Genomic DNA, 23,029 nt, shown 5'->3' with positions numbered 1-23,029 from the left:
TCCGCCTCCTCCGCCGCCTCCTCCTCCGCCCCCGGCTCCTCCTCCGCCTCCTCCGCGCCCTTGCCATCCAGCCGTCGGCGAAGCTCGCCGGCCAGCTCTACGCGCCAGCCGGCGGGCGGCTTGGCCCAGGCGTCCACCTCGGTTTCCAGCTCGATGACCACATTCGGGTCCTCGACCAGGGCCAGGACGTCCTTCAGCTCTATCTCCTGCGCCTGGGCGATCACCCAGGTCGCCGAGTTGAGCAGCAGGCCGCCGCGCCGATAGACCGGCCGGGTCGCCTTGAAGCGGGCCCGGGCTTCGGTGTCCCCGCCCCCCACTACGGCAGCCTCGGCGCTTCGACGAGGATCACATCCTTGAAGTAGATGTTGCTCTCGCCGCCGGCCAGGTTGGCCTTCTCGATCAGGTTCCGGGCGGCGGCGACGTTGGACGTCCCCACGACCAGGTGCGTCGGTTTCACCGCCAAGGACTCGTTCTCATCGTTCTTCAGGGCCGCCATGGCCGCCTTGGCGGCGACGTAGTTGGCCTCGTTCAGCGTGGCGGTCGAGCGGTGGGCCAGCTGCCAGAAAGTGTAGCCGGCCGCGCCGCGGGCCTCGGCGCCCATCAGGTACTCGCCGGTCTGGAAGACATGGCTGTCCTCCATGTCGGTGACCATGTGGAAGTGCGGCGCCTCCCGGTCCTGGTAGAGGATCGGCTTCAGCGGCTTGGAGCAGTCCAGCAGGTACCAGGGCTGCACGGCGCTGGCGCCCGACATGTTCGAGGTGGCGGTGTCGTCCGGCCCCATCGGGTGGTCGGTGTCGAAGAAGTTCTGGCCGTCGTAGCAGGGCCGCAGGTGGCCGTCGGCCAGGGCCTCGAAGGCCAGGCGATCGGCCAGGGCGCCGGCGTCCTGGGCCCAGCCGCTGACCATCGGGCCGTAGAGACCCAGGTTGTCGTCCTTGATCTTATTCTTGTGGATGCCGATCGTGGCTTCGAAGTCGTCGTTGGTGAGCTGGTAGGCCTTCTCCTGCATCGACTTGATGCGCTTGGGGCCCAGCCACTTCCGGAAGATCGGGAAGTCACCCAGGAAGCCGTAGGTCTCGACCTTGGTGGACGAGGTCACGGTGGTGGTCATGGCCGCGTAGAGCGGCTTGGCCTCCTTCAGGGCATTGTTGAACAGGGTGCGGAACCCCGTCCGGAGCGCCTGCAGGGCGGCGACGGTGATGATCATGGTGGGATCAGGTCCTTCAGTAGGCGATTTCGACGGTGCCGTTCATGGCCCCGGCGGTGTTGAAGGCGGCCGCCGGGACCACCTGGATGCGGCTACCCGGGGCGACCAGGGTGCTGGCGTGGCCGTTGGTCGGGGTGTCGGTCACCACCGTGCCCTTGGTCGCGGCGTCGGCGACGGTCAGGGTCAGGCCATCGACGGCGGTGACGCCCACGGCCAAGGTGATGTCCCCGCCGGTGGTCACGGCCTTCTGGACGATGCCGGTGGCCCGGATGATGGCGCCCGCCACCGGCGAGACCAGCTCGAAGGCGGTCCCGGCCAGCAGGTCGGTCTCGTTGATCACGAACGGCAGCACCAGGGTGCGGCCCTGGCCGATACCCGGCCCGACCCGGACCCAGACGCCGGCGCTGTCGATGTCGACCAGGATGCCGGCGGCGGCGCGGGTGCCCCCGGCCGAGGTGCGGGCCACCGTCTCGTCATCGACGACGAAGACCGTCTTGCCGATGTCGGCCAGGGTGATGGCGTCGGCGCCGGCGGAGTTGTCGAAGTTGAACTCGCCGGTCTGGACGTTCACGCGGGCATCGCCATCGGCGACGCCGCCGGTGACGCTCTCGACGAACACCCCGACCACCCGCTGGGTGGCCGCGTCGGCCGCCTTCAGGAAGTCGGTGCCGCCCTGGCCGGCGCGGGCCGGGCGGGCATAGCCGTCATCGACGATGGCCAGGCCGGACTGGATGCAGACGGCGGCGGCAGCCACCGCGAGGCTGAGGAGGCCGTCGGAACGGCGGGCGATCTTGCGGGGGGCGCTCAGGGCCATCTTACTGCTGCTCCTCTTTGGCGGTGGCCAGCACGTCCTCGACCGAGACGCCGAGGGCCGCGGCGGCCGCCTGCAGCTCGTTGGTCAGCACCGGCTCGGCCCCGGGGGCGGCCGGGTTGGCGGCCGTGCGACGGGTCGGATCGACGATCACCGGCGAGCCGGCGACGAAGGTCTTGAACCCGGCCAGGTCGGCGGTGGCGTAGCTCAGCGCCCAGTCCTTCTGGGCCGGGGCCAGCTTGCCGGCGGCGATGGCGCCGTCGACTTCGGCCGAGGCCGAGGCGACCGCCTGGCCTTCGGTCAGCGCCTTCACCTGGCCCTGCAGGGCGGTGACGACTTCCATCGGCGCGAACTTCGACGGATCGGCCTTGGCGGCCACGGCGGCCGAGGCGGCGGCGACGATGTCGTCGGGCTTGGCGTCGGCCTTCAGGCCCAGCGCCGAGGCGATGGGCCCCAGGGCCGTGGCGATCACCGTGGTGGCGGCCGAGGCCGCCGAGGTGGTGGTCGTGGTGAGCGCGGCGAGGATTTGCGCCTCGGTCGCGCCCGCCTGCAGGCCGAGCGTTTCGGCCAGCTGGTCGGTGAACTTCATCGATGGTCCTTCGGGGGTGAGGCCTTCCTGGTGGGAGGCGACGGCCGGCAATTCGGTGATGGCCGGGGTGTTGACGAGCGAGGCGTTGACCAGCCGGGTGATCCGGCCGGTGCCACGCTCGTGGGTGAACAGGGGGCTGACGTACCGGTACTCGCGCGCCTTCAGCCGGGCGGCGGCCGGTTCGGTCCAGTCGACCTCGGCATAGATGCCGTCATCCTCGGCCCACAGCTTGCGCATCCAGCCCGACGCGGGGGCCTGGCCGCCGACACCGTCCTTGGCGCCGAAGAAGCTCTGGTGGTCGTAGTCGAAGACCAGGTCGGTTCCGCCGGCGGCGGCCAGGCTGGCGGCCACCACCTGGTCGGCATGCGACCGGTCGTCCAGACGCCAGCGCCGGCCGTCCCGGGCGACGATCTCGCCCATGGGAAACAGCTTCACCACGCGCAGCGGCGCGCCGTCGCTGGACGAGGCGGCGGCGAGGACGCCGGCAAAGCAGATATTGGCGAGAGACAAGCGAGACCCCGAGCTGAGGTCCGCAATGTGCCGGGGTCAGGGGTGGGGGTTCACGGTGGACAGGTCCACCGGGAGGGGTGGCTAGTCGGCGTAGTCGCCGCCAACCGGGACGAACGAGATATTTGGCTCGCGAACGGTCAAGCCTGCAAGGTTCAAATAGACGTCCTGACCGCGCTTGGTTTTGACCTGCACTTCATACGCAGAACCTGTTTGATGATAGGCAGCGCCAGAGCCTGAGCGATAGTAGATGCAGGTTCTCAGGACGAAACGCGCGCGGGTCTGGCCGGGCTCCAACCTTTGGTCATACTCGAGCCGGGAAACCAGTTGGGACGGAGCGTCGAGCCGTACGACCTCGCCGGGAAAAACAGTCCGTCGTGGCCTAAGATTTAGGTCCGCCAACTTCCCCAAGACGCAAGAGGGAGGTTTTTCCATAGGGTCCGGATCGATCACGTAGCGGGAATCCACCCAGACATCGAGCGCTGGCAATGAACCCACATTCTCAATGTCAAATTTGAGCTCGTGATGAAGCCCACCTTCCGGAAAGAGGTGAAAATCACCATTGGGGACAGGCTTCAGCTTCAGCCACGCCCTCCGCTCTAGGCGGCTTTCGGCCAAGTCTTCGCGCATCAGAAGGGTCTGTACGGCCGCGAACCCCGTCGAGAGCACGACGAGCAGAACGCTGGATACCGCCACCCACAACGTGATCCGATCGTGTTCATCCCGCCCCGGACGCGGCCCAGTCTGTCGGCGAGAGCGTGAGTAGGCGCCCGGCTTGAACGGCTCCCGCCCCCCGGCGACCATGTCAGTCGGCGTCCGCCTCGGCCGCCGGCAGCGGGGAAAAGTCGATCGGCTCGGCGTCCGGGTCGCCGACGCGGACGAGCCTCAGCTCGCCGGGGCGGCTGTAGACGAACCGGCCCGACAGCGGGCGGATGTCTTCCTCGTCAGTCCTCGGCTGGGTCAACGACCGTCTCCAGGGTCAGCGTTCGGTTGCTCTGCTCGAAGTCTACCACCTTCAGGCGGGTCCCTCTAGCGAACAGCACCTCGTACTCGGCCGTCCCCGCGCCGGAGATCCGCGAGATGTCCAGGGCGACCGTCCCGGCCCGCGCGCGGATCTGCAGAAGGATGCCGTCCGGATAGCCGTCGGCGAACCGCTGGGCCTCGGCCTGGCGGGTCGAGGTGCTCATGAAGCCCAGGTCCTCGACGATGTCGCCGGGCCGGATCGACACCCCCTCGAACACCACCGCCGGCAGGCCGCGCCAGACGACCTGGTCGCGGGGCAGCCGCCGATCGGCGAGCAGGTCGTCCAGCCCGGCGATCAGCGGCGCGACCTCGTCCTCGTCGCCCTCTCCGAACCGCAGCCAGCTGTTGATGTCGTAGAAGTCCCCGCCGGTGTAGCTATGAACCGCCGCCATCACCTCCGGCGGCGCCCGCCGCCAGGCCAGCACTCCGACCCGCTCGGCGTCGAGATCCAGCGGCCCCTCAAGACTGGTGCGCCAGCGCCAGGCCGGCGCACCGCCGCCGACCGCCGCATCGACCAGGATATCGACCTCCCCGCGCCAGCTCCGCCCGGCCCGCACATAGCGGCGCAGCAGCTGGGGCCGCTCGCCGGCGGTCCACACCCAGCGAATCTCGTCGGGATCGCGGATGGCCTGCGCCGCCAGCGTCAGGCCGGTGACCCGCGAAGGCCGGGGCTTTTCCGCCTCGGCGAACAGCCGCGGCCCGACCACGAACGGCTCGCCGCCCAGGTCGGTGAAGATCCGCTCCTCGCCGGGCGCCACCCGGAAGCGGGCGAAGAAGTCGGCCCGCGCGTCGTCCTGGGTCCGCTCGCCGCGGGGAAAGTCCACGGTGCGGCGCTCGATCGGCGGCGTCCCCCCGCGCGCCAGCTCGGCCAGCGGCCGGGTCGCCGCCGGCGACGGCGTCAGCCCGGCCAGCCGCGCCTTGCCCGGGTTGAAGTCGAACCCGGGCTGGATGCCGTCCTCGACCAGACTGACCTGGCCGGTGCGCTTGTTCACGTGGGCGATTTTGGGAAACTTCGCCGGCGTCTCCACCGTCCAGCCTCGCCGCTCCATGGTCCGCCGGCTGACCTGCTCGGCCGAGCAACGGCAGCCGTAGTCGCAGGGCGGATAGTGTTCGTCCCACCAGGGATCGTCGACCGGCAGGCAGGTCCCGTGCCAGGCCCGGTGCTGCGGCCGGGTCCGCCCGTCGCCTTCCTTGCCGCCCACGGCCGTGTAGCGCAGGAACGGCAGCGCCGCCTTGGTGGCCTCGATCCTCTCCCAGCGCCCGGCCGCATAGGCCTGGCGCAGGTTGGTGTTGAAGATGGTCCTTAAGCGGCGCGAGCTTCCCAGCTGCACCTCCCGCTCGCGCCCGGTCAGCGGGTCAGTCATCGCCCGCCGCCCCCACCAGCCCCTCTCCTCGAGGAGCGGCCGCAGCTCGTCGCGGAACTGCTCGAAGGTCTTGCCCTCGGCCAGCGCCCGATCGACGCCCTCGCGAAGATCCTGCAGCACGTCCCGCCGCATGGTCTTGGCCACGGTGAAAGCCACCGCATGCTCCTCGGCCGAGACGTCCAGGTAGGAGAAGCTCTCGACCAGGCCCTTGGACCGGAAGAAGGCGATCGCCTCGGCGGGCGGCAGGGGTTCGAGGTTGACGTCGGTCATGGGTTGGGTGTCGAGGGCGGCGGGGTGGTCCGCCGTTTGAACAAGCTGAGCAGAGGGCGCTCCAGCCAATAGTGGGCAGCCAGCCCGCCGGCGACACATGCGACGACGAGACCGGCGAAGGCGAGGAGCGGCGGGATCGGAAGGCCCCGGATCAGGAAGGCGCCAGCTCCCAAGATGTGCGGGTGGAATAGGTACAGGGCATACGAGGCGTCGCCCAGCCTGCGTCCAGGCTCGAACGTCGGCCCCTGGACATAAACGCCGAACGCCAGGATCGGGGCGCAAATCAGCGCCATCAGCGCGGTGCTGGACAGCAGGTGGAAGGCATGGCCGAAGGTCGCCGCGGCGACCACCAGGCCCGTCACCAGGGCGACCGAGATCGCGAAGGCCCCGCCGGGCAACCGGATCTCCGCGGGCCGCTTGAGGTACAGCAGCCCTAACAGCACCCCGGCGGCGAACTCGACGTTCGTGGGCCAGGCGAGCTTCTCGATAATCTCCGGAAACTCACCGAGCGCGCCGACGATCGGCAGGAGACACCAGACCACCAAGAAGGGCCGCAGCCAACGGGGGCCAAGCATGGTCAGGGCGAACACGGCGTAGAAAATGAACTCGTGCCGCAACGTCCAGATATGCAGCGGCTCCATGAGCCCGACCGGCGAAAGGACCAAGGCGCGCAGGTAGGGAACAGGATCGATCCCGCCTAGGCCAACAATCCGCAAGGCGCCGTAGGATAGGATCGCGACCCACATCACCGGCACGATCCGGACGAACCGTTTCCTGAAGAAAGCGCCGACCTTGACCTTGGGCTGCCAGTCGCTGTCCAGACTGACCACGGTGATGATGAAGCCGCTTATCAGGAAGAACAAATCCACCCCGACCGCGCCGGCGTAGAGCTTGCCACCGAGGATTGGTTCGCCGAGGTGCGTGGCGACCGTCGCCGCGGCGTGGTCCAGGACGACGGCGAGCGCCGCCAGACCCCGCAGATACTGGATGCCGACAATCTCGCGGTTCATTGGTCACTCCCCCGGCCGCAGCCATAACGGCTGGCGGAGCCCTTGAATACGCTTCAGGGCCGAAAGGACCCTGCGAGCGGCGAGCCGTCCGGGTTGACGGCTATCCTGCCTTCGGCTCAAAACGCTCATGACTTTGAGGGCTCTCCTCGAAATCCTCGGCGGGACGATCCCATGACCCAGGCGCTGATGAAGCTTCTTCGCCGACTGGCCTCCTTGGCCAACCCCGACACGGATCGCGGCAACGGGCCGCTGCAGCGCTGCCAGACCTGCCGCCGAGCCCGCCGGGATGTGGTGGCCGACACCTGCACGCCGTGCAGCCTCCGGACCTGGTAGGGCCACAACAACGGGCTTCAAGCGGATAACGGGCACCGGTGCCTCCTAGATCGTAGGCGTCGGTGGCGTCAGCAGCCGGAGCGCGGCGACGCCAGCGGCTTGCAGGCCGGCCTGGACGGTTTGCCCGGCGTCCAGAAGGTGGACGCCGTCACCCTGAAAGCGCGGGTTGAGGGCATCGGGATTGGCATAGGCCCCGTTGACGCCGATCTCCGCGTTCAGATGGATCGGGATCAGAACGTCAAACAGTCCGGTGCCCCCAGGGCCCGCCGCCACCTTCTCGTTATTGATCCGGGTCCGATGGGTCACCTCGGCGCTGCTCAGGATGGTAGCCGACGCCACCAGCGCCCCACGCGCTCGACAAGGAGCCCAGATGTTGGTGTTCAGCAGCGCGGCTGTGGTCGTTGAAGTTTGGTTCGTACCGTGCTGCTCGATCACATAGACCCGCCAGCCGTGCGCCACCGCGTTTTCGATCTGCTCGAACAGGGCGGCCTGATAGGTCTTGTTGCTGAAGCGGCTGTTCAGGTTGGTGACGAACGTTCCGACACCCTGCCCGGCCTGGGCGAAGTTGATGTACTTCGGCTTCCGGGCGAAGCTCTCGCAAGCGACCTTGATGGACGTGACGGTGGCTCCGAAGGCGACGTTGTTGCTGTCGCCGACCATGAAGACCATCTCGCGAAGCTCTTGGAACACCCCGCCTTGCAGGCGCACCGCGTCTCTCAACACCTCGGCCTGGTGCATCAGTTGGTCGCGCGTGGGCGTGTCATCGAACAGATGTAGGCCGCCAAGGCGGCTGTCAGCGTGCGGCGGCCTGGTCTCTGTGAACCCCCCAAACACAGTCAGGTAGGGGAGCTGAGGCGGGGTCCCGCCAGAGCCAGTGCCCTCCCGCAGCGAAACTCCCTCCAGAATGCTCTCGCTGTAAGTCTCGCTCCATAGGCCGGCGCAGATATAGTAGCCCTCCCCACGGATGCCGGGGACCTTGGCGCTGTTGCCGTTGCTTCCAGGCGCGGTGATGTAGAGCTGGCCGGCGTCATCGCCCACCGCCAAGGTGTCGTAGCTGACGTTCGCCCCGGCCGGGGTATAGGTCTGCTGCGAGTTAATCATCGCCCCGAAGTTGCCATCACCACCGGGCGCGCCGTTGCCCAGCTTGATGGCGACCACATATCCACCCCGCGCCCAGACCTTGTTGCCGTTGGTCAAAGTGAGCGGCAGCCGCGAGACAGGCCCGATCACACCGCCATCCGAGAAGGTGTACTGGCCCGCCCTGCTGAGGGCAGCAGGCATGATGGCGTAGGTGTTCGGAGCCCCGGTCAGAGGGTCCGGCGGAACCTCGTTCTCCTCCACCACCGTTGGGAACCGCACAAGGAAGTCCCTGGGGTGGGCGGCTGCGGTCAAGGTGAACTGGCGAGCGCCGGTGCCGGTGACCGTATCGTCGAAGATCGTCTCTGCGCCTTCCGTCAAAGCCACATCGGTGAGGTCTCCAGGGTCGCCGCCCATGCGGACAGTCTGGTTACCAGCTCCGGCGGTGGACTTTGCGATCACGACATTGCGGCCGATCACACCGTTGGCCGGTGTGCCGTATCTAACGACAACACCGGAGTTGGGCAGCACCACCCGATGCCATTGCCCGTCGTAGAAGGGCGTAACGGCGCTCTGCCTGATGAAGTTTTGGAGACTGACCAAGTTGCGGCTGGGCTTGGCGGTGGTTCGGCTGGGGAGCATCCGGCCCCCGTTGAACACGGCGTCAATCCCCATGATCTCCACCAGCGGCGCGACCAGGTTGGCCCTGGCCGTCAGTGGGGAGCGCGAGGCCACCCGGGCATGGGCCAGCTCGACCCCATCACCGAACGGAGATGTTCCCAGATATCGGGCCTTGCCGGTCTCTTCGCGGAAGATGTCGATGGACCTGCCGTCGCTGGACAGCACGGCGAACGTCTGCGTATCGGCAACGGCGGCAAGGCCGGCGTTGATCGTTGCGTAGGCGATCCCGGGCCCCAGGGCCTGAATGGCGGCGATCTTCGCATCACCAATCGCCTCGACCGCTCCGGCCTGCCCCGCGGCGGCTGCGTCGACGGTGTTCAGCGCGTTGGTCTCTTCCTGGGCGATCGCCGCTAGCGCCTCTACTTCGCGCCCCTCGATGGCCAGCAATGCCGCGTCCTCGCGCACGTCGATCGCCCCGCCGACGTTGACCGCCTGCCCCTCGCGGGCGGCGATCGCGGCCAGCGCCTGGTCCTCGCGCAGGTCGATGGCCCCGCCGTTGTTAATCGCCTGACCTTCCCGGCCGGCGATCGCGGCCAGCGCCTGGTCCTCGCGGGTGTCGATCTCGCCGCCGGTGTTGATGGCCTGGCCGACGCGGGCAGCGATCGCCGCCAGGGCGTCCTCAAGCGCCCCGTCCACCTCACTGTAGAGCAGGGCCAGCATGTCGCTGTGGGTGGCGTCCGATTCCAGCAGCCCGGCGCTGATCAGCTCGTCGAGCAGCGACTGGGGCGGCGCGCCGGCGTACTTGATCAGCACCAGCCCCTCGTTGGTCCCGGCCTTCAGCACCGTGGGGCCGACGCCCTTGCGCAGGCGGCGGATGGCGAAGGGCGCGGTCAGGATGTTGACCGGCCCCTCCAGCACCAGCTCCTCGACCACGTGGACCAGGTCGCGGGCGACCACCACGCCGCCCGGCGGCAGGATGACCTCGTTGTCGGCCTTGGTCAGGGTGAAGGCCACCTGGCCGCCGGACCGGTTGGCCCCGACGATGGTCAGCAGGGTGTCGCCGGCTTCGGTCAGGATCCGCTGCTGAAACAGCCGGCCGGTCAGGTCCTGCGGAACCTCCGGCCCTTCCTCCTGGGTCTGGAACAGGGTGATGACCAGGGACGCGGCGAAGCCGGCGTAGCCCAGGAAGCTGCCGTTGGCGCTGTAGAAAGGAAATTCGGCGACGGCCGGGCTGGTCATGCATCGTCCTCGGACGGGTTGAGCCGCTGGCCGGCGGCGCCGGCCAGGAAGGCGTTGAAGTTCCCCCGGCCCAGCCGGTCGGCGGCGGCCTGGACCGCGCCGCCGGCGGCGGGTGCGTCGGCCAGCTCGGCGAGGCGCTCGCGGAAGGTCGCCAGGTCGCCGGCGTCATCGAGCAGGGCGAGGGCGGCGGCGGCCAGCGGGGCGACGAACCAGTCGCCGTCGCCGGCCAGGTCATCGGCCAGCCGGTCGATCGGGTCGGGCGTGGCGGGCGTGGCAATCTGGGCGGCGGCGGCCGCAGCCTCATCGGCGGGGGCGTCGGTCGGCTTGCCCTTGCCGCCTGAGAGCCCCTGAGAAGCCTTAGAAGGGGGTCGGGCGTCATTGGCGGGCGACGGGAGCGCCCCCCCGGGTCCAGGCGGCTCCTGGGCGGGCTTTTGCGGGGTCAGCAGCTTGGCCCCCTTCACCGGCTCGGGAAGCCCCAGCTTGTCGCGGATCACCGACTCTTCGACCTCCAGGCCGAACGGGATCATCGCCTGCAGCCCGGTGAACAGCACCTGCAGGTCGATGGCCTCCTCACGGCCGATCACGATCTTCGGGTATCGCTTCTGCGGCCCGAAGTTCAGGTCGATCATCGGCCGGACCAGCTGGACGTTCAGCGCCGCCGCCAGCTGCAGGGCGTCGGAGCGCTCGATGTCCCCGCGGACGTCGTTGTGCTCCTTGCCCACCGCATGGCCGCCGCTGATCGCGTCGGTGGTGGTGGTCTGGCCCAGCACCCCCTTCGAGATCTGCTGGTCCATCTTGTCGTGCAGCTTCTCGAACATGTCGGGGCTGGCCTGGCCGGCGCCCGCGACGAACTCGATGACCATCGACTGGGGGATGACGGCGGCGGCGTCGCCGCCCATGTCGGCCACTGCCCCCATCAGGGTCGCGATCTCCGCCGGCGTCGCGCCGGGGCCATACTTCCCGACCCGCATCGGCAGGCCGTAGACCTCGGCGAAGGCCACCCAGTCCTTCAGCCCGTAGGTCTTGAACATCCAGGCCCAGGACACCGGCCGGGCCAGGCCGCCCCGGATCGGCAGGCCCGACTTGGCCCCATGCTCATGGACCAAATACTTGAACGGCGTCAGAGGCCGGCCGATCTCGGCTTCGCCGCGCAGCGACAGGGTGCGGCCGTCGACCTGGTCGAGGTCGAACCAGCGCGGATCGACCAGCTGCAGCCGGTCGACCACCCACTGGCCTTCCGAGGTGGCCCAGACCAGCTCGCTGACCGAGAAGCCCTTGCCGATGGCGTCCAGGATGTCGAACAGCTCCATCCGCAGGGCGTCGCGCTGCAGCCAGTCGTCGATGAAGTCGGCGTGCTTCTGGCCGGCCGCGTCGTCGCCGGCGGCCTCGACCCGCATGGGCAGCTGACTGATCGCCCGCTTCCGGGTGCCCAGCACGGCCAGATAGTGGAGATCGCGCTCCTCCATCTGCTCGGCCAGCTCCAGGTAGGCCTGGATGTCGCGGTTCTCGGCCGCCCGCAGGATGCCGGCCAGGCGCTGGGGCGTCAGGCCGTTGGCGGCCGTCCCCTGCCAGACCGACCGGACCCCGCTGACCTGGGCGGTCGCCTCGACGCCCTTCAGGGCGGCCGTGGAGACCGGCCGGCCGAGGTGATCGAGCAGCTGCGGCGTAGGCATCAGAAGGTCCCCCTGCCGGGTCGGAACCGGCGCGTGTCGTCGTCACGGGCGAAGGCCCCGCCGTGACGGTTGCTGAAGTCGTCGTCGTCGCCAGGCCGGCCGTCGAAGGGGCTGCGCTTGGGGACGCGGTGGTGGGCGTAGGCCATCGCCGGGGTGTCGGCCGCCCGGCAGGCCAGGCCCGCCGCCCAGAACCGGTCGGCGTGGACCGTGCCCTCGTTGACCAGGCGCACCTGGCCCTGGGCGCCGCTGGCCTTCTTGATGGCGCGCAGATCCGCGCGGATCACCGGGTCGGGCGGGATGCGGATCAGGCCGCGCTCGAACCGATCGACAAGGGCTGTGGCCAGGTCCAGTCGGTTGGGTCCAGTCAGCAGCACGCCGTTGACCCGATAGTTCCCGTGCCGGCCCTGGGCGTCCTCGACCACCTTCTCGCCCATGCCCGTCTGGTCGATCCAGCAGGCGGTCACCCGGCGCTGGACGAACAGCGCATCCATGGCGTCGTCCTGGGCGCGGAAGGTGACGCCCCGCTCCTCGTATCGGTCGCGCAGCCACAGCACATCGCCGACCAGCTCGAAGCCCCAGATGATGGCCCCGTCGATCCGCCGGGCGACGTCCCGGCCGATGTAGTAGAGGCCGCCGCCGTACAGCTCCGGCTTGCCGGCGTCGGGATGCTCGGCCGCCGCCAGGTCCTGCGGCTTGATCAGCGAGCCGGACCCGGCCTTGGGGATACAGTCCAGCTCCTCCTCGGCGTCGTCGCCATAGGTGTCGCGGATGTTGGCCACCCACTCGTCCTTGGGGGCGACGGTGGCGCCCTTGATCCGGGCGGCCAGGCAGATGCGCTCGTAGAGGCCGGCATCGAGGGCGTCGTCGAAGGTGATGGTCAGGAACCGGCCCTTGCGCCGGCCGGCCTTGATCTCATCGAGCAGCAGGTTGAACGGGTTGTCGATCCCGTCGTGGGTCGAGACCACCACCACCTGGCCGCCCCACATCAGCAGGGCCAGCGCCGCCTTCAGCACCTCGGCTAAGTCCTTGTGGAAGGCCGCCTCGTCGATGATCACCAGGCCCTGCTTGCCGCGCAGGGCGCGGGCCACGGACGGCAGCGCCACGATCTTGAAGCCGGAGGCGAAGCGGATGCGGAAGGCCTTCACCCCCTCGCCGTCGTCGTCCAGGACTTCCTCGTCGGCCGCCTCGGCCGCGATGCCGAAGGCGCGAGCCCACATGGCGCAGACGTCGATGAACTCGCGCGCCATCTCCAGGTCGTAGCCCATGTACCAGGCGTTCATGCCGCCGGCGCTGGGCTGAGCGGCGGCCTTCAGCACCGCATAGGCGGCCAGGCCCCAGGTCAGGCCGATCCGCCGGCTCTTCTCGATGCACAGCAGCGAGACGCCGTCGAACAGGGTCTCGATGGTCTTGGCCTGGTAGCCGAGGAGAAGATCGCCGGGGGGCAGCTGCTCGAAGCTGGCCTCGGCGATCTCGCGCTCGACCGCCGGCGGCGGATCGGCCGGGCGCAGCTTCATCCCGCCGCCCCCAGCACGGCGCGGCGGATGTCGGCGATGGTGTCGGCCGACATGCCCCGTTCCTTCATGGCCTTCTCGGCCTCGTCGGCGGCGGTGGCGACGACTTCCCTGCGGACCCGCAGGTTGCGCGAGGTGTCGGTCGCCTGGCTGTTGACCACCCGCTGCAGCGCCAGGGCCAGTTCCTTGGCCTCGCCAGCGTCGATCTCGATGACGGCGCCGTCCTCGCCCACGGGGCGCTCGGTCAGCAGTCGCAGGATGCCGCCCTGCAGGATGCGCATGCTGGCCCGCGCCATCCGCTCGTCGGGGTTCTCGCCGAACTCTTCGACCAGGAAGCGGGCCATCGCCTCGGTCTTCTTCAGCTCCTCGCCGACTTCGGCCATCGACTTGACGTGGCGGCCGACCGCCGAGCGGGAGACCTCCGCGCCCATGGCGACCAGGCCGGCGTGGATCTCGGTCACCGTCTTGCCTTGGCGCCTCAGGGCGGCCAGCGCCTCCTGCAGCTCCGGCTCCAGGCGGTCGATCGAGGAAGGCTGGCGCTTCTTGCGCGGCGGCCTGGCCATGGTCAGACCCCCAGCGAGGGCTTGGACACGCCATCGACGGTGATGCGGCCCTCGGCCACGGCGACGCCGCGCTTGGTGATTTCCGGGACCATGATCTGGTCGCGGTAGTGGGTGACCACCACGCAGTCGGCGGTCTCCAGGTCCTTGATGAAGCCGCGCACGGCGGCCCGATCGACGCCCACGCGCTCGCCCAGGTCCAGCAGGCCGCGCTCGATGACGCTCTCGCTGGCCGCCCCGCCGTTCTCGAACAGCAGGCGCAGGATGATCAGCCGGCGGTCGGCCTCGACGCGGTCACGGAAACTCACGTCCGGACTCCGTCACGGGCCATCTCCATGAGGTGGTCCTCGATCCGAGTGACGCCCTTGTCGACGTTCTCGATGGTCTTCTCGACGCCCCGAACCTCGGCCGTCAGCTTGGCGATGTCGGCCTTGGTGGCGACGCTTTCCATGCCCTTCTCCAGGGTGGTGACGCGGGTGGCCACGGCGGTGAGGGCGGCGCCCGGGGCGGCGGCGTTGGCGGTCGAGGCGATGGTGGTGAGACGCAGGTCCAGCGCCTTGGCGTCGTCGCTGTCGCGCCAGCGGCCGGCGCGAATGACCACGTACAGCGACAGCCCGCAGGCGATCACCGACACCAGGAACGCCGCATAGGGCAGGAACTCTCTCACGGACGCTTCACTCCCTGCTCGTCGCAGGCCTTCCTTGCGGCGACCAGGGCGGCGACCGCGTCGGCGCCTCGGTCCAGTTGTCGATCGATCCAGGCCTTGCCGGCGTCAGTCCAACTGACCTCGGCATCATCGGGGACCTCCGGTTCCGGCCCGATGTCGCGATAGATCTCGTCCGGGCAGACCAGGATGGTCTCCGTCCGGACTTCGATCACCGGCGCCTGGGCCGGCCCGTCTTCCGGCCGGAGCTTGTCAGCGCCGGTCGCGCAGGCACTGAGCGTCGCAAACAGCGCGACCATCAGCACCCCGCGGAGTCCTTGCATCAACGGCTTCACGGCGGGCGGTCCTTTCGGCTTTGACTTGGGCGTCGGCGGCGGCGCGGGCGATGGCTGCCTGGCGGCTGGCCTTTTCCCGGACCAGCTCGTCCGTCTTGTTCTTCAGGTTGGTGTCGGCGGCCGTCCGCTCGGCGTGCAGCCGCATGACCGGGGCCGAGCAGGCGGCGCGGGCGCCGTGCAGGTCCTGCGGCACGGCGTTGAGGGCGCGGTCGCAGGCGGCGGCCTTGACCGAGGCGGCCCAGTGATCGGCGGTCACGTCATCACAGAGCAGGCGCGGTTGGAGGTCGGCCCGGGCGCCCGGGGTGATCGAGGCGACGCAGGCGCGATGCGCGGTGTCGAGCTTGCGGTACTTGGCCGCCTGGCCGCCCTGGTAGGCGGCGACGGCCATGATGCCGGTGAAGGCCGAGGCGACGGCCAGGATGATCCAGCCCTTCAGGGTCACGTCGTCACTCCTTCGGCGAGGTTCTTGCTGCGGTAGTGGGCGAGGACGCCGAGACCGGCGACGAGGGCAGCCATGCCCTGCCAGTCGAGCGGCTCGCCGACGAAGCCCCACAGGCGCGCCAGCGGCAGGATCACGCCGTTGACCAGCAGGGCCAGGACGCAGACCCAGGCGGCGATCGCGCGCCAGGCCCCACGGATGAAGCGTCCGACCGTGCCCCACTGGTGGGTGACGGCCGGCGGCAGCGGGATGCCCCGGGCCTTCAGCTCGTCGGTCAGTTGGGCGAGCAGACCGGTCAGGGTGTCGGCGGCGGCGATCATTCGACCACCGTCAGCTTGCGGTCGCCGCTGGCGCTGATCTTCTCACGGATGTTCCGGGGCAGGATGATGCAGCCGCGGCTGGCGTCCTGGGCCTTGTTGTCGCCGTGGATCATGAAGGCGGTGCGGCCGTGGGCGTCGTGGCCGACGGGGACCAAGTCCATCGCATGGGGGCCGACGTTGACGCTGTTGCGGGGCTTGGAGATCGTCCAGCGGCCGCGCGGGATCGGCCCCTTGCCCTTGATGTGCTCCATGTCGGGGTTGTTGCGCCCCTCGGCGAATGCCGGGCCGTCGCCGCTGTAGCCCTTGGCCACGAAGACGCCGTCCTTCAGCAGGTGGCCGGTGCGCTGGCGATAGGTCCACATGGCGGTCAGGCTCGCTTGCCGACCGGGCGCGGCCCGGTGGCGGTCTGGGGGTTGGGCTGGCTGGTCGGGGCCGCTTCCAGCGAGCCCGGCGGGAGGGCGTCGCCATCGGCTCGCACGGCGGCGTCGAGCGTCGCGCGCACGGACATCAGCCGCAGGATCGCGGCGTCACGCAGAGTGATGGATGGGGTCCCGACCATGGGGTTCAAGGTACGGGAGGCCGGGCGGCCGCCTCACGGTGGACAGGTCCACCGGGGCCGCCGGCCGGGTCAGAACAGGGTGGGTTGCTCGGCCTCTTTGGCCGCGTCGTCCCGCCGCTTCTTCAGTTTGAAGATCCAGCTGCGCGAGACGCCCAGGGCGCGGGCGATCTGTTCGGGCTTCTCGCCGCGATCGAGGGCTTCAAGGATGCGCAGACGCTTGCCGCCGGTCAATGGCGGTTCCAATTCTTCGCCGGCCAGGGCCTCGACCAGCAGCCGGGCCGCGTCCAGACCGATGCTCACCACCAGGGGGTGGTCCTCGCCCAGGGCGCGGGGGATGTAGATCCGCCGGCCGCCGAAATCCCGGGACAGCAGGTCCAGAGCCTCAGCATCGAGGACCTCGGCCGCCGTCGCCCAGGCCCCCTCGCGCGGCGGGCCCGCCGGGCTCTTGCGGGCGGCGCTCAAAGCCCCACCTCCGCCTTGGCCCGCTGCCAGGCGATGTCAGCTCTCAGGGCCTCCTGAGCGGCCTCTTGGAGGGTGCTTAGACGCGCCTTCAGCTCCCCATGCGGGGCGACCCTGTATTTCCGCTGCGCCTCGGCCCGCGCCGCCTCCGCCGCCACAGCCGCCCGCTCCGCCTCGGCCAGGGCCGTGACGGTGAACAGGTCGGGTCCGGTGGTCGCGGGGCGGGCCATGGTCAGTCGGCCGCCTCCGCCTGGCGCTTGGCGATCAGGGCGGCCAGCCGGCTCTTCAATAGTTGGATGGCGGCCTGACCCTTGTATCCGGTCGTGTCCTGCGACCAGCCCTCGCGCTCGGCCATGGCCTTCAGCGCCTCGATCAGCTTGTAGCCCTGGCCCTGGTCGGCCCACTGGAAGGCCTCGACCTGCAGCTGCCGGCGGGCGAAGGCTTCAAGCGCCTTGTCCGACCGATCCCGCACCACGCCCAGCTGGTGCAGCGAGATCCACAGCGCCCGCGCCTTCCGCGCGACCGGGTGGTCGGCGGCGGCCCGGCGAGCCTTGCCAGCCGCCGGCCTGGTCACCGCCGAGCCGGCCACCACCGAAGGCTTCCAGCCCTTGGCCTTGAACTCCTCCAAGACCGCGTCGAGCTGGGCGTCGCTGCAGTCGGCCGAGCTGGTCTTGCCGGTCAGCCTGTGCAGCATCTTCCGGTATGCGCCATCGTCCAGCGCCAGCTCCTTGCGGGCGATATGGATTTTGGCCAGGCGGGGGTTGCGGGCGGTCATGACAGACCACCCGGAGCTGTGGCAGGCTCCCGCGCATGCTGAACTTCACTCGCCTTCGCCTTTGGATCATCATCCCGCTTCTGGCGCTTGCTGGCTTTGCCCTTGCCCTGGCTGCCGCCACCGGGTTCCTCTGGGACAGAAAGATCGAAGCGATTTCGTTCGGCAGCGCAGCACAGTGGGCTGCGGCCGCCGTCAACATAATCGTGGTGGCCGTGACTTTGCATTTGGCCGACAAGGGCCGTCGCGATGCCGTTGCAGCAACGGAGGGTGAAAAGGCCAAGGTGACGGCTGACCTCAACGCGCTTCTTGCAACCGCCGCTTTTCAGATTTTTCAGTTCCGTAGGGACGCAGGTCCTAAAGGTGAGAATCTGCCAGAGATCGCTGAGGGTTTTGCGGACTGGCTGACAACCGTGCGCGAGTTGCTTGAGATTGCGGCTCGGCGGGGCGACATCAGCCCGGGAGAAGCTCTGCATGTACTGGCAATGCGTATCCTCGTGTCGCGAGCGATACGCTATATTCGCGACGGCTTTGGGGGGCTCGATCCGGCCGAAAGTCTGGACATGTTGGTCGACAACGCACGAAAGTACTGTCGCCTGACCTACGCGATGCATGAGCCTGAAGAGTTTGAGGCGGAACTGGCGCGTGACGCTGAGACAAAAGCTAACTGATCGGTCGGTAGCTCGGCCGAAAGAAAGCGGTGTTGTCCGCATTGAAATCGCGACGTGAGCGACGGCGTGGCGACAGTCTCTCCTTGTGGTGCGCCTAAGTCGAAATTCGCTCATGCCCTCAGAGCCTCCTCGCTCTCGTCGTCGCCCAGTTCGTCGTCTTCACGGTCGGCCTCCTCGGCATCGAGGACGTCCAGCCAGTCGATTGCCTCCTGGGCCAGGTGCTCGAGCCATTGGCGCAGCCGCGCCCGCTCGGCGGCCGTCGAGCTGATCGATCCAGTCCTCATCGGGTCGCCGCCCCGGCCGAGCAGGCCATCAGGTGCGCCACCAGGGCGGCGATGTGGGCGTGGGCCGCCGGGCCGAGGCCGTGGTCGGTCCCGTAGACCGTCTTCAGCACCGCCGGCGTCGGATCAGCCCCACGAAAGGTCGCCCAGACGAAGGCCCGCGCCGTCGTCGGGAACACGACGTAGATCAGCTCGCCGTTCAGCTTGGTCAGCCGATCGGCCGCCTGGTGCAGGGCGATGGCGCGGGCCTTGAGGGCGGCCTCGGTGTCGGCGGCAAGCCTGGCCATCAGCTGGCCCTCCCGGGCAGCCAGTCGGCCGGGACGCAGCTGGGGCACCACCGCTCCAGAAAGATCGCCAGTTCGGGCGGGGCCATCGGGTTGGCGCGTAGGAAGAAACAGGCCACGGCCCCGCAGCCGTCGCAGGGCGGCTTGCGGGTGTCGGCCGGCGGCGCGATCGGCCGCTCCTTGACGCGCGCCCAGCCCATCAGCCGGCGGCTTCCTCGGCCGGGGCGCCGCCCATCACGAACCGGAAGCTCAGCGTGCCGAGGTCGGCCTCATAGTCGCCGCTGGCCAGGTGGCTCATGCGGACGACGCAGCGGGCCGGCAGGCCCTCCTTGGTGATGAACTGGCCGGTCCAGGTCGAACGCCGGCCATCGGCGCTCTGGGCGACGACGATCCGCGCGGGCGGGGTCATGCCCAGCCGGCGCGGCAGGTCGAAGACCTCCTCCATGACGGCGACCCAGGGCAGGGTCACCAGCTTGGCCGGACGGCGGCGCTGTTGGCGGCGGGGGCGGGTCATGCCGCGTATCCGCGCGCCTGGATGGCCAGGGCGTCGGCCGAGACGTCGAACAGGTCGGCGACCTCGTCCAGCGCCCAGCCAGCGTTGAGGAAGCGCCTGCAGTAGCGGAGCTTGCGCGGGGTCAGCTCTTTCAGCCGGACGGTGGTGGCCCGGCCATAGGCCGAGCCGGCACGCGCCGCCCGGGTCCGCCGCGCGATCGGCGGCGGCGGCAGCTGGTGGATGGCCGCCGTGGCGGCCTTCAGGGCCGGGCTGGCCTTGATCGGGATGTTGGGCAGCAGGGTGGCGTCGGCGGTCAGCCGGCCGGGCTTCAGATGGTCCTGCGAGACGGGCTTGGCGGCCGGCGTGCGACGGGCCCGCTCCGGCTTCTCATAGGGCGGGCAGACACCGGCCAGGGCGGCGGCCGCGGCGGCCGTCGCTGCGGCGAACGGGCCGACTGAATTGGTGCGGGCGGTGTAGAAGCTGGTGTCGACGATTTGCAGCAGGCCGCAGACCGCCTTGGCCGTCTGGCCCGTGTGGCCGATCAGGGCGGCCGCCGCGGGCGCGACCGATCGGCGATGCTGGTTGCTGCCCTCCGGGCTCAGCGCCCGGGCGGGATCGTCGCCATAGACCTTTGCCGAGGCGACGATCGCCACGGCGGCCAGGTTGGCGGTCAGGGGGATTGGCCCTTCGCTCATGGTTGGTTCCTTTCGACAGTCCAGGCGACCGGCCCCAGCTGGGCCGTGATCAGGCGGCCCCAGTCGCGGCGGACGCGGTCCAGGGCGGTGGTGGTGCGGGCGATGACGGTGATGCAGGGGCGGCCGTCGGGCGGGCCCTGGACGCGCAGCGGCGCGATCCAGATGGCGAAATCTGCGTCGCTCATCCGCAGCTGCAGGAAGGCCAGCGCCGGGTCACAGGCGGGACCGGGCGCGGCTGGGCCTTCGGGGCTCGCCGCGCTGGGCGGAGAGGCCGGAAAGTCCAGGTCCTGGCGCTTGTTCAGCCAGGTCGAGGCGTAGGGGATGAACTTGTCCTCGATGCCGCGCTGCCGGCAGGACGCGGCGAAGACGCCGGCAGCCCCGACCAGGGCCTCCGGGTCCACGCCGGCCTTCACCAGGCGGGCGAACACAGCCGAGGCGGCCGTGCGCGGGTTCCAGGGGCGCGTGGGGTACGCCGCCCAGAACGCCGCGAAGGCCGGATGCTCCTTGGGGATCGCCCGGGCCATCAGGCGGCCTCGATGTCGTCGAGCCGCGCGCGGACCTCGATCGCGTCCCACACCGGCTCCAGCGCCGCCCGCTCGTTGGCGGTCAGCCGGAAGGCGGCGCGATCGGTCCCGTGGAAGCGGACCATCACCTCATCGGCCAGGGCCTTCTCGAAGTCCGAGAGGTCCTGGTCGAAGTCGCGCCACATGCTGATCAGGCTGACCAGCTCATGGTCGGTCAGGGCGGACGTCGGCGTCATGCCGCCGCCCCTTCCGCCTCGGCCCCAAACGGCTCGATGATGAAGTCCTCGCCGGCCGAGCCGATCGAGACGCCGGGCAGGCTCGCGGCATCCTCCGGATGGTCGCGCATCGCCTCCTTGTTCAGCTCGTACTTGACCCGCACGAACAGCCGCCGAAGGTGCAGCAGCGCCGCATCGCCGGGCGTCAGCAGGTGCTGGACTACGTCCTCGGGCTTGCGCCCCTTGATCGACACCTTCGGCGGGCGATGGCGCCAGGAGATGACCCCGGTCAGCAGCCGGACGGTCTTGTGCTTGTCGCCCTTAGTCAAAGCTTCGCGGTTGGCCTCGCACCAGCGGGCGACGCGGTCCTCGGCTTCCGCGATCTCCTCCTTCAACGGCTTGGCGGCGGCCTCGGCCGTCTCCTTCAGCCGGGCGACGGCGTCGCCGTGGTCGGCCTCCCGGCGCTGCAGGTCGCGCTGTAGGTCGCCGATGCGGGCGATCAGGGCCTCGGTCTCCTCGCGCGACTGGGCGGCGGGCTTGGCGAGGGTCTTGGTCTTGCGGGTAGTCAACGGTGGTCTCCGTAGTTGAGCCCGACCAGCGCGCGCTGGTCGGGCGGAAGGGTGGAAAGGCGGGCCTGGTGGGCAGCCGAGCGCTGGCGCTGGCGTTGGCTGGCGGGGTCGAACGGCCGGCGCAGATCCGCGAGCCGGCCGCCGCCGTTGATCAGGGCCAGGAACAACAGCCAGCGGGAGAGGAAGCCGGGCCGGGTCACTCGCCGACCTCCGCCAGCGCTTGGCAGGTCGCCTCCAGCGCATCGACCATGGCCTGACCGAAGGCTGCGGCGATCGCTTCGTTGGGTGCGTCGCCGAACGCATCGTCGATCATTCGGGCGGCGCGGATCAGCGCGGGTGAGGCCTTGAAGAGCTGGGCGTTCCCCCTGGCGGTGTCGTTGCTCGCGCCGAACCCGATGCCGGGCCCGAACTTGGCGATCGTGTTCCGGTGCTGATCGACCACGTACCAGTCGCTGCCGCCGTAGACCGTCAGGGGTCCCTGGCTATGAACAAGGCGGCTCATGGCCGGCCTCCTTCGATGACGCCCAGGCCCTTGACGGTGCGGAGCCGGTTGGGTCCGGCGTCGTCCAGGCCGAGCATCAGCCTGGCGGCCGCCACGACATGCGGATCGTCCTGGAACTCAGCCCCGACGACGCGGTCGGGACCGCTCCAGTCGAGCACGCTGGGCGGGGGCGGGACCGGCCGGGTCAGGAAAGAGCCGCGGGTGACCCGCAGGCCCTCGGCCGCCATCCGGGCCAGGGTCTCCGGCAGGTCGCCAGTCGCCCGCAGCTGCTCGACGTCGAGAGCCGTCTCGAAGCCGTCGTCGATCTTGCCCAGCAGGCGGTCCAGGTCGGCCGGGGTGACGTCGCCGGTGCGGGCCAGCTGACGCAGGTGACGGGCCGCGCTGCGGCCCTCCCTGATGCAGGTGAGCCGGTCCATTACGCACCCTCCATGAAGCGCTGAGCGAGGCCGTCCTTCAGGTCCTGGACGGTCAGCTCGCGGCCCTCGGCCGTGGCGCCCATGACCGCCAGCCGGATGCCGTGGGTGATGCGGCGCAGGCCGCCCACCGACAGCTTGGCGGCGGTGGTGCGCAGGTAGTCGACCAGGGCCGGGTTGTTGATCGACCAGGCCGCCGCCAGGGTGTCGACGTCGTCGGCCTCCGGCAGCTTCTGACCGGCGTGAGAGACCACCAACCGGCTGTGCAGCTGAGGATGGCCCTTCAGGACGCCCGGCAGCCGCTCATCGCCGATCAGGACGACACCGCAGCCGGTGGCGTCATGGATCGCCCGCAGCTCTTCCAGGCCGGAGGCGGTGCCGAACTGCGCCTCATCGACCAGCAGGCCACCGTTGATGCCGCTCATCCGCTCGATGACGCGCTTCTTCAGGTGGCCGATCACGCCCTTCTGGCCAACCTCGCCCATCGACTCGAGCAGGCCGGTCAGGATGTCGTTCGGGGCGCCGCAGCCCTTCGACAGCGTGGTCATGAAGACGTTGCTGCGGGTCTTCTGGAATTCCTTGGCCGCCCAGGTTTTGCCGCAGCCCGGGGCAGTCGAGATCATCCCCATGCCGCCGAAGGCGATGGCCACGGAGCAGACGCTCATCATCCGGCCGGAGGTCGTGGTCGCATGGAAGCCGGGGATGGCCGGCACCCGGGCGGTGAGCTGGGCGCGCTCCTGGCGGCTGCGCAGGAAGCGCTCGACCAGGTCGGGGATGACCTGGTTCTTCCAATACTCGCCGTTGTCGTAGGTGCCGGGCACCCAGGCGGCGATGCTCTTCTCGTTGGCGCCGGTGTCCTGGGCCAGTCGCTTCCAGGTGCGCGGCGGCGTCGTCTCGTTGCGATAGGCCTCCATGTGGGCGCGGAGGGTGTCGATCTCCTCGCGGCTGAAGGTTCTGTTTGGCGTCTCGGTCATGCTAGTCTTCCTTCGTCACGGCTTGGCCCTTGCGGGCCGGGTTGGGCCGGCGGGGCGTTCGCAGCGCC

36 protein-coding genes are annotated in these 23,029 nt (G+C 69.7%); 2 read left to right on the top strand and 34 right to left on the bottom strand.

Features of this window, described 5'->3' with window-relative positions; genetic code table 11:
- The 8 genes from GVN21_RS16905 to GVN21_RS16870 form a co-directional block, all read right to left on the bottom strand.
- A partial coding sequence (locus tag GVN21_RS16905) for a hypothetical protein (protein WP_166575911.1) occupies window positions 1-317 on the bottom strand: 317 nt, incomplete at its 3' end.
- On the bottom strand, window positions 317-1,204 hold the full coding sequence (locus tag GVN21_RS16900; RefSeq protein WP_166575910.1) for a Mu-like prophage major head subunit gpT family protein: 888 nt from the start codon (window positions 1,202-1,204) through the stop codon (window positions 317-319). The genes GVN21_RS16905 and GVN21_RS16900, both read right to left, overlap by 1 nt.
- 16 nt (window positions 1,205-1,220) lie before the next feature.
- On the bottom strand, window positions 1,221-2,018 hold the full coding sequence (locus GVN21_RS20615; protein WP_205690135.1) for a hypothetical protein: 798 nt from the start codon (window positions 2,016-2,018) through the stop codon (window positions 1,221-1,223).
- Window position 2,019: 1 nt separating this feature from the next.
- Window positions 2,020-3,114, bottom strand: coding sequence for a phage protease (locus GVN21_RS16890; protein ID WP_166575909.1), 1,095 nt, complete (start codon window positions 3,112-3,114; stop codon window positions 2,020-2,022).
- A gap of 81 nt (window positions 3,115-3,195) precedes the next feature.
- Window positions 3,196-3,741, bottom strand: a complete 546-nt coding sequence (locus GVN21_RS16885; RefSeq protein WP_166575908.1) for a hypothetical protein — start codon at window positions 3,739-3,741, stop codon at window positions 3,196-3,198.
- A gap of 175 nt (window positions 3,742-3,916) precedes the next feature.
- Window positions 3,917-4,075, bottom strand: a complete 159-nt coding sequence (locus tag GVN21_RS16880; RefSeq protein ID WP_166575907.1) for a hypothetical protein — start codon at window positions 4,073-4,075, stop codon at window positions 3,917-3,919.
- The gene (locus tag GVN21_RS16875) at window positions 4,056-5,768 is read right to left on the bottom strand and encodes a phage minor head protein (RefSeq protein ID WP_166575906.1); all 1,713 of its coding nucleotides are present in this window, start codon (window positions 5,766-5,768) and stop codon (window positions 4,056-4,058) included. Before GVN21_RS16875 ends, GVN21_RS16880 begins: the two co-directional genes overlap by 20 nt.
- Complete coding sequence (locus GVN21_RS16870) at window positions 5,765-6,778, bottom strand: acyltransferase (RefSeq protein WP_166575905.1); 1,014 nt, start codon at window positions 6,776-6,778, stop codon at window positions 5,765-5,767. Before GVN21_RS16870 ends, GVN21_RS16875 begins: the two co-directional genes overlap by 4 nt.
- A gap of 186 nt (window positions 6,779-6,964) precedes the next feature.
- Here GVN21_RS16870 and GVN21_RS16865 point away from each other — a divergent pair, with 186 nt between their 5' ends.
- Window positions 6,965-7,111, top strand: a complete 147-nt coding sequence (locus GVN21_RS16865) for a hypothetical protein (protein WP_166575904.1) — start codon at window positions 6,965-6,967, stop codon at window positions 7,109-7,111.
- Between the two features lie 45 nt (window positions 7,112-7,156).
- On the opposite strand, the gene GVN21_RS16860 is transcribed toward GVN21_RS16865, so the two are convergent.
- From GVN21_RS16860 to GVN21_RS16795, 14 genes are all read right to left on the bottom strand, one after another.
- Window positions 7,157-10,048, bottom strand: coding sequence for a hypothetical protein (locus GVN21_RS16860; protein WP_166575903.1), 2,892 nt, complete (start codon window positions 10,046-10,048; stop codon window positions 7,157-7,159).
- The gene (locus GVN21_RS16855) at window positions 10,045-11,721 is read right to left on the bottom strand and encodes a DUF935 domain-containing protein (protein ID WP_166575902.1); all 1,677 of its coding nucleotides are present in this window, start codon (window positions 11,719-11,721) and stop codon (window positions 10,045-10,047) included. Before GVN21_RS16855 ends, GVN21_RS16860 begins: the two co-directional genes overlap by 4 nt.
- On the bottom strand, window positions 11,721-13,235 hold the full coding sequence (locus GVN21_RS16850; RefSeq protein ID WP_166575901.1) for a hypothetical protein: 1,515 nt from the start codon (window positions 13,233-13,235) through the stop codon (window positions 11,721-11,723). The genes GVN21_RS16855 and GVN21_RS16850 overlap by 1 nt, the downstream gene beginning before the upstream one ends.
- A complete protein-coding gene (locus GVN21_RS16845; protein WP_166575900.1) occupies window positions 13,232-13,795 on the bottom strand; it encodes a phage protein Gp27 family protein in 564 nt (187 codons plus the stop codon). Before GVN21_RS16845 ends, GVN21_RS16850 begins: the two co-directional genes overlap by 4 nt.
- Window positions 13,796-13,797: 2 nt before the next feature.
- A complete protein-coding gene (locus tag GVN21_RS16840; RefSeq protein ID WP_166575899.1) occupies window positions 13,798-14,100 on the bottom strand; it encodes a hypothetical protein in 303 nt (100 codons plus the stop codon).
- Window positions 14,097-14,459: a hypothetical protein gene (locus GVN21_RS16835; protein ID WP_166575898.1), complete on the bottom strand. Its 363-nt coding sequence runs from the start codon at window positions 14,457-14,459 to the stop codon at window positions 14,097-14,099. Before GVN21_RS16835 ends, GVN21_RS16840 begins: the two co-directional genes overlap by 4 nt.
- Complete coding sequence (locus GVN21_RS16830; protein ID WP_166575897.1) at window positions 14,456-14,755, bottom strand: hypothetical protein; 300 nt, start codon at window positions 14,753-14,755, stop codon at window positions 14,456-14,458. Before GVN21_RS16830 ends, GVN21_RS16835 begins: the two co-directional genes overlap by 4 nt.
- Complete coding sequence (locus GVN21_RS16825) at window positions 14,709-15,233, bottom strand: hypothetical protein (RefSeq protein ID WP_166575896.1); 525 nt, start codon at window positions 15,231-15,233, stop codon at window positions 14,709-14,711. The genes GVN21_RS16830 and GVN21_RS16825 overlap by 47 nt, the downstream gene beginning before the upstream one ends.
- Complete coding sequence (locus tag GVN21_RS16820) at window positions 15,230-15,550, bottom strand: hypothetical protein (RefSeq protein ID WP_166575895.1); 321 nt, start codon at window positions 15,548-15,550, stop codon at window positions 15,230-15,232. The genes GVN21_RS16825 and GVN21_RS16820 overlap by 4 nt, the downstream gene beginning before the upstream one ends.
- Window positions 15,547-15,912 carry a tlde1 domain-containing protein gene (locus tag GVN21_RS16815; protein WP_166575894.1) on the bottom strand — a complete coding sequence of 122 codons (366 nt, stop codon included), beginning with the start codon at window positions 15,910-15,912 and terminating at the stop codon, window positions 15,547-15,549. Before GVN21_RS16815 ends, GVN21_RS16820 begins: the two co-directional genes overlap by 4 nt.
- Window positions 15,913-15,917: 5 nt before the next feature.
- On the bottom strand, window positions 15,918-16,109 hold the full coding sequence (locus GVN21_RS16810; RefSeq protein WP_166575893.1) for a hypothetical protein: 192 nt from the start codon (window positions 16,107-16,109) through the stop codon (window positions 15,918-15,920).
- Window positions 16,110-16,178: 69 nt separating this feature from the next.
- A complete protein-coding gene (locus GVN21_RS16805; RefSeq protein ID WP_166575892.1) occupies window positions 16,179-16,571 on the bottom strand; it encodes a helix-turn-helix domain-containing protein in 393 nt (130 codons plus the stop codon).
- Window positions 16,568-16,798 carry a hypothetical protein gene (locus GVN21_RS16800; RefSeq protein WP_166575891.1) on the bottom strand — a complete coding sequence of 77 codons (231 nt, stop codon included), beginning with the start codon at window positions 16,796-16,798 and terminating at the stop codon, window positions 16,568-16,570. The genes GVN21_RS16805 and GVN21_RS16800 overlap by 4 nt, the downstream gene beginning before the upstream one ends.
- A gap of 2 nt (window positions 16,799-16,800) precedes the next feature.
- Window positions 16,801-17,343 carry a regulatory protein GemA gene (locus tag GVN21_RS16795; protein ID WP_166575890.1) on the bottom strand — a complete coding sequence of 181 codons (543 nt, stop codon included), beginning with the start codon at window positions 17,341-17,343 and terminating at the stop codon, window positions 16,801-16,803.
- A gap of 35 nt (window positions 17,344-17,378) precedes the next feature.
- On the opposite strand from GVN21_RS16795, the gene GVN21_RS16790 reads away from it, so the two are divergent.
- Window positions 17,379-18,011 carry a hypothetical protein gene (locus GVN21_RS16790; RefSeq protein ID WP_166575889.1) on the top strand — a complete coding sequence of 211 codons (633 nt, stop codon included), beginning with the start codon at window positions 17,379-17,381 and terminating at the stop codon, window positions 18,009-18,011.
- A gap of 110 nt (window positions 18,012-18,121) precedes the next feature.
- Here GVN21_RS16790 and GVN21_RS16785 read toward each other — a convergent pair whose 3' ends face one another.
- Genes GVN21_RS16785 through GVN21_RS16730 form a run of 12 tightly spaced genes read right to left on the bottom strand, consistent with a single transcriptional unit; the run spans window position 18,122 to window position 22,961 of the window.
- Window positions 18,122-18,295 (bottom strand): hypothetical protein, encoded by a 174-nt coding sequence (locus GVN21_RS16785; protein WP_166575888.1) that lies wholly within the window; start codon window positions 18,293-18,295, stop codon window positions 18,122-18,124.
- Window positions 18,292-18,579, bottom strand: coding sequence for a hypothetical protein (locus GVN21_RS16780; protein ID WP_166575887.1), 288 nt, complete (start codon window positions 18,577-18,579; stop codon window positions 18,292-18,294). Before GVN21_RS16780 ends, GVN21_RS16785 begins: the two co-directional genes overlap by 4 nt.
- Window positions 18,579-18,776, bottom strand: coding sequence for a hypothetical protein (locus GVN21_RS16775; RefSeq protein WP_166575886.1), 198 nt, complete (start codon window positions 18,774-18,776; stop codon window positions 18,579-18,581). Before GVN21_RS16775 ends, GVN21_RS16780 begins: the two co-directional genes overlap by 1 nt.
- Entirely contained in the window at window positions 18,776-19,090 is a 315-nt protein-coding gene (locus tag GVN21_RS16770; RefSeq protein WP_166575885.1) for a hypothetical protein, read from the bottom strand. Before GVN21_RS16770 ends, GVN21_RS16775 begins: the two co-directional genes overlap by 1 nt.
- Complete coding sequence (locus tag GVN21_RS16765) at window positions 19,087-19,764, bottom strand: hypothetical protein (protein WP_166575884.1); 678 nt, start codon at window positions 19,762-19,764, stop codon at window positions 19,087-19,089. The genes GVN21_RS16770 and GVN21_RS16765 overlap by 4 nt, the downstream gene beginning before the upstream one ends.
- Window positions 19,761-20,288: a hypothetical protein gene (locus GVN21_RS16760; protein ID WP_166575883.1), complete on the bottom strand. Its 528-nt coding sequence runs from the start codon at window positions 20,286-20,288 to the stop codon at window positions 19,761-19,763. Before GVN21_RS16760 ends, GVN21_RS16765 begins: the two co-directional genes overlap by 4 nt.
- Window positions 20,288-20,524, bottom strand: coding sequence for a hypothetical protein (locus GVN21_RS16755; protein ID WP_166575882.1), 237 nt, complete (start codon window positions 20,522-20,524; stop codon window positions 20,288-20,290). The genes GVN21_RS16760 and GVN21_RS16755 overlap by 1 nt, the downstream gene beginning before the upstream one ends.
- Complete coding sequence (locus GVN21_RS16750; RefSeq protein ID WP_166575881.1) at window positions 20,521-21,072, bottom strand: host-nuclease inhibitor Gam family protein; 552 nt, start codon at window positions 21,070-21,072, stop codon at window positions 20,521-20,523. Before GVN21_RS16750 ends, GVN21_RS16755 begins: the two co-directional genes overlap by 4 nt.
- The gene (locus GVN21_RS16745; protein WP_166575880.1) at window positions 21,069-21,272 is read right to left on the bottom strand and encodes a hypothetical protein; all 204 of its coding nucleotides are present in this window, start codon (window positions 21,270-21,272) and stop codon (window positions 21,069-21,071) included. The genes GVN21_RS16750 and GVN21_RS16745 overlap by 4 nt, the downstream gene beginning before the upstream one ends.
- The gene (locus tag GVN21_RS16740; RefSeq protein ID WP_166575879.1) at window positions 21,269-21,574 is read right to left on the bottom strand and encodes a hypothetical protein; all 306 of its coding nucleotides are present in this window, start codon (window positions 21,572-21,574) and stop codon (window positions 21,269-21,271) included. The genes GVN21_RS16745 and GVN21_RS16740 overlap by 4 nt, the downstream gene beginning before the upstream one ends.
- Window positions 21,571-21,990: a hypothetical protein gene (locus GVN21_RS16735; protein ID WP_166575878.1), complete on the bottom strand. Its 420-nt coding sequence runs from the start codon at window positions 21,988-21,990 to the stop codon at window positions 21,571-21,573. Before GVN21_RS16735 ends, GVN21_RS16740 begins: the two co-directional genes overlap by 4 nt.
- Window positions 21,990-22,961 (bottom strand): AAA family ATPase, encoded by a 972-nt coding sequence (locus GVN21_RS16730; protein WP_166575877.1) that lies wholly within the window; start codon window positions 22,959-22,961, stop codon window positions 21,990-21,992. Before GVN21_RS16730 ends, GVN21_RS16735 begins: the two co-directional genes overlap by 1 nt.
- Window positions 22,962-23,029: the final 68 nt, after the last annotated feature.

It is taken from the genome of Caulobacter sp. SLTY (assembly GCF_009905535.1).
Taxonomy (GTDB): Bacteria; Pseudomonadota; Alphaproteobacteria; order Caulobacterales; family Caulobacteraceae; genus Caulobacter.
The sequence above is the reverse complement of the archived record's forward strand: the minus strand, read 5'-3'. Positions and strand labels throughout refer to the sequence as shown.

What these genes read in the sequence shown, in the direction of transcription:
- GVN21_RS16900 (WP_166575910.1), bottom strand. Translation starts at nt 1,204, where the DNA reads ATGATCATCACCGTCGCCGCCCTGCAGGCGCTCCGGACGGGGTTCCGC.
- GVN21_RS20615 (WP_205690135.1), bottom strand. Translation starts at nt 2,018, where the DNA reads ATGGCCCTGAGCGCCCCCCGCAAGATCGCCCGCCGTTCCGACGGCCTC.
- GVN21_RS16885 (WP_166575908.1), bottom strand. Translation starts at nt 3,741, where the DNA reads ATGCGCGAAGACTTGGCCGAAAGCCGCCTAGAGCGGAGGGCGTGGCTG.
- GVN21_RS16875 (WP_166575906.1), bottom strand. Translation starts at nt 5,768, where the DNA reads ATGACCGACGTCAACCTCGAACCCCTGCCGCCCGCCGAGGCGATCGCC.
- GVN21_RS16870 (WP_166575905.1), bottom strand. Translation starts at nt 6,778, where the DNA reads ATGAACCGCGAGATTGTCGGCATCCAGTATCTGCGGGGTCTGGCGGCG.
- GVN21_RS16865 (WP_166575904.1), top strand. Translation starts at nt 6,965, where the DNA reads ATGAAGCTTCTTCGCCGACTGGCCTCCTTGGCCAACCCCGACACGGAT.
- GVN21_RS16860 (WP_166575903.1), bottom strand. Translation starts at nt 10,048, where the DNA reads ATGACCAGCCCGGCCGTCGCCGAATTTCCTTTCTACAGCGCCAACGGC.
- GVN21_RS16855 (WP_166575902.1), bottom strand. Translation starts at nt 11,721, where the DNA reads ATGCCTACGCCGCAGCTGCTCGATCACCTCGGCCGGCCGGTCTCCACG.
- GVN21_RS16850 (WP_166575901.1), bottom strand. Translation starts at nt 13,235, where the DNA reads ATGAAGCTGCGCCCGGCCGATCCGCCGCCGGCGGTCGAGCGCGAGATC.
- GVN21_RS16845 (WP_166575900.1), bottom strand. Translation starts at nt 13,795, where the DNA reads ATGGCCAGGCCGCCGCGCAAGAAGCGCCAGCCTTCCTCGATCGACCGC.
- GVN21_RS16830 (WP_166575897.1), bottom strand. Translation starts at nt 14,755, where the DNA reads ATGGTCGCGCTGTTTGCGACGCTCAGTGCCTGCGCGACCGGCGCTGAC.
- GVN21_RS16820 (WP_166575895.1), bottom strand. Translation starts at nt 15,550, where the DNA reads ATGATCGCCGCCGCCGACACCCTGACCGGTCTGCTCGCCCAACTGACC.
- GVN21_RS16815 (WP_166575894.1), bottom strand. Translation starts at nt 15,912, where the DNA reads ATGTGGACCTATCGCCAGCGCACCGGCCACCTGCTGAAGGACGGCGTC.
- GVN21_RS16810 (WP_166575893.1), bottom strand. Translation starts at nt 16,109, where the DNA reads ATGGTCGGGACCCCATCCATCACTCTGCGTGACGCCGCGATCCTGCGG.
- GVN21_RS16800 (WP_166575891.1), bottom strand. Translation starts at nt 16,798, where the DNA reads ATGGCCCGCCCCGCGACCACCGGACCCGACCTGTTCACCGTCACGGCC.
- GVN21_RS16795 (WP_166575890.1), bottom strand. Translation starts at nt 17,343, where the DNA reads ATGACCGCCCGCAACCCCCGCCTGGCCAAAATCCATATCGCCCGCAAG.
- GVN21_RS16790 (WP_166575889.1), top strand. Translation starts at nt 17,379, where the DNA reads ATGCTGAACTTCACTCGCCTTCGCCTTTGGATCATCATCCCGCTTCTG.
- GVN21_RS16785 (WP_166575888.1), bottom strand. Translation starts at nt 18,295, where the DNA reads ATGAGGACTGGATCGATCAGCTCGACGGCCGCCGAGCGGGCGCGGCTG.
- GVN21_RS16780 (WP_166575887.1), bottom strand. Translation starts at nt 18,579, where the DNA reads ATGGCCAGGCTTGCCGCCGACACCGAGGCCGCCCTCAAGGCCCGCGCC.
- GVN21_RS16775 (WP_166575886.1), bottom strand. Translation starts at nt 18,776, where the DNA reads ATGGGCTGGGCGCGCGTCAAGGAGCGGCCGATCGCGCCGCCGGCCGAC.
- GVN21_RS16770 (WP_166575885.1), bottom strand. Translation starts at nt 19,090, where the DNA reads ATGACCCGCCCCCGCCGCCAACAGCGCCGCCGTCCGGCCAAGCTGGTG.
- GVN21_RS16765 (WP_166575884.1), bottom strand. Translation starts at nt 19,764, where the DNA reads ATGAGCGAAGGGCCAATCCCCCTGACCGCCAACCTGGCCGCCGTGGCG.
- GVN21_RS16760 (WP_166575883.1), bottom strand. Translation starts at nt 20,288, where the DNA reads ATGGCCCGGGCGATCCCCAAGGAGCATCCGGCCTTCGCGGCGTTCTGG.
- GVN21_RS16755 (WP_166575882.1), bottom strand. Translation starts at nt 20,524, where the DNA reads ATGACGCCGACGTCCGCCCTGACCGACCATGAGCTGGTCAGCCTGATC.
- GVN21_RS16740 (WP_166575879.1), bottom strand. Translation starts at nt 21,574, where the DNA reads ATGAGCCGCCTTGTTCATAGCCAGGGACCCCTGACGGTCTACGGCGGC.
- GVN21_RS16735 (WP_166575878.1), bottom strand. Translation starts at nt 21,990, where the DNA reads ATGGACCGGCTCACCTGCATCAGGGAGGGCCGCAGCGCGGCCCGTCAC.
- GVN21_RS16730 (WP_166575877.1), bottom strand. Translation starts at nt 22,961, where the DNA reads ATGACCGAGACGCCAAACAGAACCTTCAGCCGCGAGGAGATCGACACC.